Raw genomic sequence first — 2,760 nt, 5'->3', positions numbered from 1 at the left:
CATTGCCCTTAACTCTTTTTTATCTCCCCCGCTTCTAAGATCCCATACCGCTATGTAGTGAAATATTATATCTAAAAATATTTTTCTTACACTCTCAAAGCCCTCTACATCCGGCAGAAAAATCTCCCCCAGTTCATTTGCAAAACGATACAAAGGATTTACTTCAATTTCATTTTCCTCAATAGTATCTGAATTCAGAAAATCAAATGAGCTTTCAGTATAAGGACTTGGACTCTCGCTGTTTCTAAATCTAAGATCTTCTAAGTTATATCCGCTTTTTTGTGCTTTTAATACTATCTCCCATATGCAGTTCATACGTTGCTCCTGTTAATTAATATCTTATTTACTTTCAAGTCTATCTCCTTAGCCAAAGCTTTTTCTACTGCAAATGCCTTCATCTTTACCATATTTTTAGTCATAATATTCTATACTTACAGTATCATCGTATACTAAATCCAAATCAAAACCCTTTGGTAATATTATCTTTTTTAGGTTTGGGCACTCATCAAAAAGATAGCCTTTTGCATCTATTATTTCCAGTGACTTTGGGAACTTTATCTCTTCTAATTTTTCAGCACCCATAAATACCTCTCCACCTATATATTCCAAGCCTTCCGGAAGTTCTACTTTTTTTAAACCGGTATAACAAAATGAAAATTCATCTATTTTCCTAATACTGTTTGGGAAATCTATATACTCCAAATCCTTGCAATTAGCAAAAGCAAACATGTCAATATTATCTAATTTTTCATTTAGAACTACTGTTCTTAATTGTTTACAACCTGAAAAACAAGCAAATGGTATTTCTGTTAAATTTTTAGGTAACTTAACCTCTATTAAGTTTTTACAATCTAAAAAAGCACAAGAATTAATTTTTACCACACTATCAGGTATAACTACTTTTTTTAACTCTGAACAATTTTTAAAAGCTTTTTCTCTAATCTCTGTCACACCATATGGAATCTCAATTTCCTTTTTGGGCATAATATCTGCCAAAATCCCTCTTTTATATTCCAGTAGAACATTATCCTTGATTATAAACTTAGACTGAAAGTTCAAGCATATGTAAGTTAAAATAGCTATAAATATAACTAATATAATTTTTTTTCTCCTTTTATAATTCCTCATTTATTACCTCGCATTTATAATATCTGATGCTATATCTTTTAATTCCTCTATCATTTTCTCTATATTTGCACTCGTGTCAAAATTATATAACAATCCAAAGTTTCCTTTCTCGTACTTTGGACCTTCTAATTCTGTTCCAATATTCAGTGCAGGACATTCTGAAAAATTATAATGATATTTATCATCCCATATACTTAAACTCTCTGATTCATAAACCCATCTATCTGAATAATCTTTATTCTTTATTTCTATTTTTAAATAAGTATTTGTCATGATGTATTTTTGTAGCTTGTTTTTAACTCTTTTAAGTTCATAATTGTTTAAATTATCAAACCCAAGTAATAATATTGCAAGTAGTACTCCTGCCTTTGTATACCTTGCTCCTAAGCCCGTTATACTCATATTAAGAATATTACTTAACAGTGTTGATAACTCTCCTGATTCTATTATTCTATCAATTAATCCTCCCAAAAGCACTACATACCATGGACTAAGATAATATATAGCCCTTGTAATTCCATGTTTATTTTCTTTCACAACATTATCATAATTTTCCTTGTATGTGTCTTGATATTTTTTATCAATAATCCAAACTCCCGATATTTCTTTCTTTACAGCATTTATGATTTTCAACCTATGCTTATCTAAATTCCCTTTTAACTCATACTCTATTTTATCTGTATTTTGAATATCCACTTCAAAGTAGTAATCCTTATTTCTATTTAAAATAACCTCAACATAACGCTCACTTTCCCCATTTTCTTTTATTTTTTTCTTTACAATATATTCATCAATATGCGTTACGTATCCTAATATATTATATGAATATACATATACAGTTCCCATAGCTCTATTTCCGGTTTCATTTATGGTTATAACAAAGTTGTATACACCTGAATGCTCCACTTTTACATGACCTACAAAGTCCTTTTTATCTCTCGGTCGTCTCCAGCTTCCTTTTTCATCCTCGACTATTTCTACTGCTCCTTTTACCTTTACATTACCGTAGCTTGGTGTGGCTTGCCCTGATGTTTTGAATGAAACTATTCCACCTTTTTCACATAATGTTATAGAATCTTGTGTAACTGCCTCAGCACACTCATTAGTTTTAGGATCTACTATATATAGCTTCTTACTTTCAATTACGGACCATTCTCTTAGTTTCGGAACACATTTACAAGGTTTACTTTTATCTTTATTACACATTCCAAAACTGCTTATATTGGTAGGTTTACTATCTCCCTTCATAATTAACGGTCTTCCATCCGAAGTATAAGAGCCATGATCCCTTGATAAATTTAGTACACAGGTTTTACTTCCGTATTTACATGATACTTCCGCTCCCCTGACTACGTACTCTTTACTTACCGGACCATTTATTAACTGCTGTTCATACATTTTATCAATATTATCTGACATAGGCATTATCCTCTTATCTGTCACCATTATAGACTATAACTGTTTTCCAAAACTCCTATACAGATATATTCATCAAAGCTTATCTGTAACTGTGATATGGCATATCTTACCATTGCTTCGCAAAGGTTGCTGTCACTGTTTCTTAAAAACCTTAAAATAAGTTTAGGACTTTCATCTGTTAGTTGGAAATTCTCATTTGTAAAGTTATTCATA

At 30.9% G+C, this 2,760-nt stretch carries 2 protein-coding genes and 2 pseudogenes; all 4 read right to left on the bottom strand.

Annotation, left to right across the window (positions count from 1 at the left end; translation table 11 throughout):
- Positions 1 to 315: pseudogene (locus EHW90_RS13180) on the bottom strand (hypothetical protein); the annotation flags it as partial.
- Between the two features lie 96 nt (positions 316 to 411).
- The gene (locus EHW90_RS13175; protein WP_243114030.1) at positions 412 to 996 is read right to left on the bottom strand and encodes a leucine-rich repeat domain-containing protein; all 585 of its coding nucleotides are present in this window, start codon (positions 994 to 996) and stop codon (positions 412 to 414) included.
- Positions 997 to 1,131: 135 nt separating this feature from the next.
- A complete protein-coding gene (locus EHW90_RS13170) occupies positions 1,132 to 2,574 on the bottom strand; it encodes a DUF4280 domain-containing protein (protein WP_124953115.1) in 1,443 nt (480 codons plus the stop codon).
- Positions 2,574 to 2,760, bottom strand: a pseudogene (locus EHW90_RS13165) (hypothetical protein); the annotation flags it as partial. The pseudogene EHW90_RS13165 and the gene EHW90_RS13170, both read right to left, overlap by 1 nt.

It is taken from the genome of Lachnoanaerobaculum orale, assembly GCF_003862485.1.
Classification (GTDB): domain Bacteria; phylum Bacillota; class Clostridia; order Lachnospirales; family Lachnospiraceae; genus Lachnoanaerobaculum; species Lachnoanaerobaculum orale.
The sequence above is the reverse complement of the archived record's forward strand: the minus strand, read 5'-3'. Positions and strand labels throughout refer to the sequence as shown.

Excerpts from the sequence above, each read along its gene's own strand:
- EHW90_RS13170 (WP_124953115.1), bottom strand. The coding sequence starts at position 2,574 with ATGGTGACAGATAAGAGGATAATGCCTATGTCAGATAATATTGATAAA.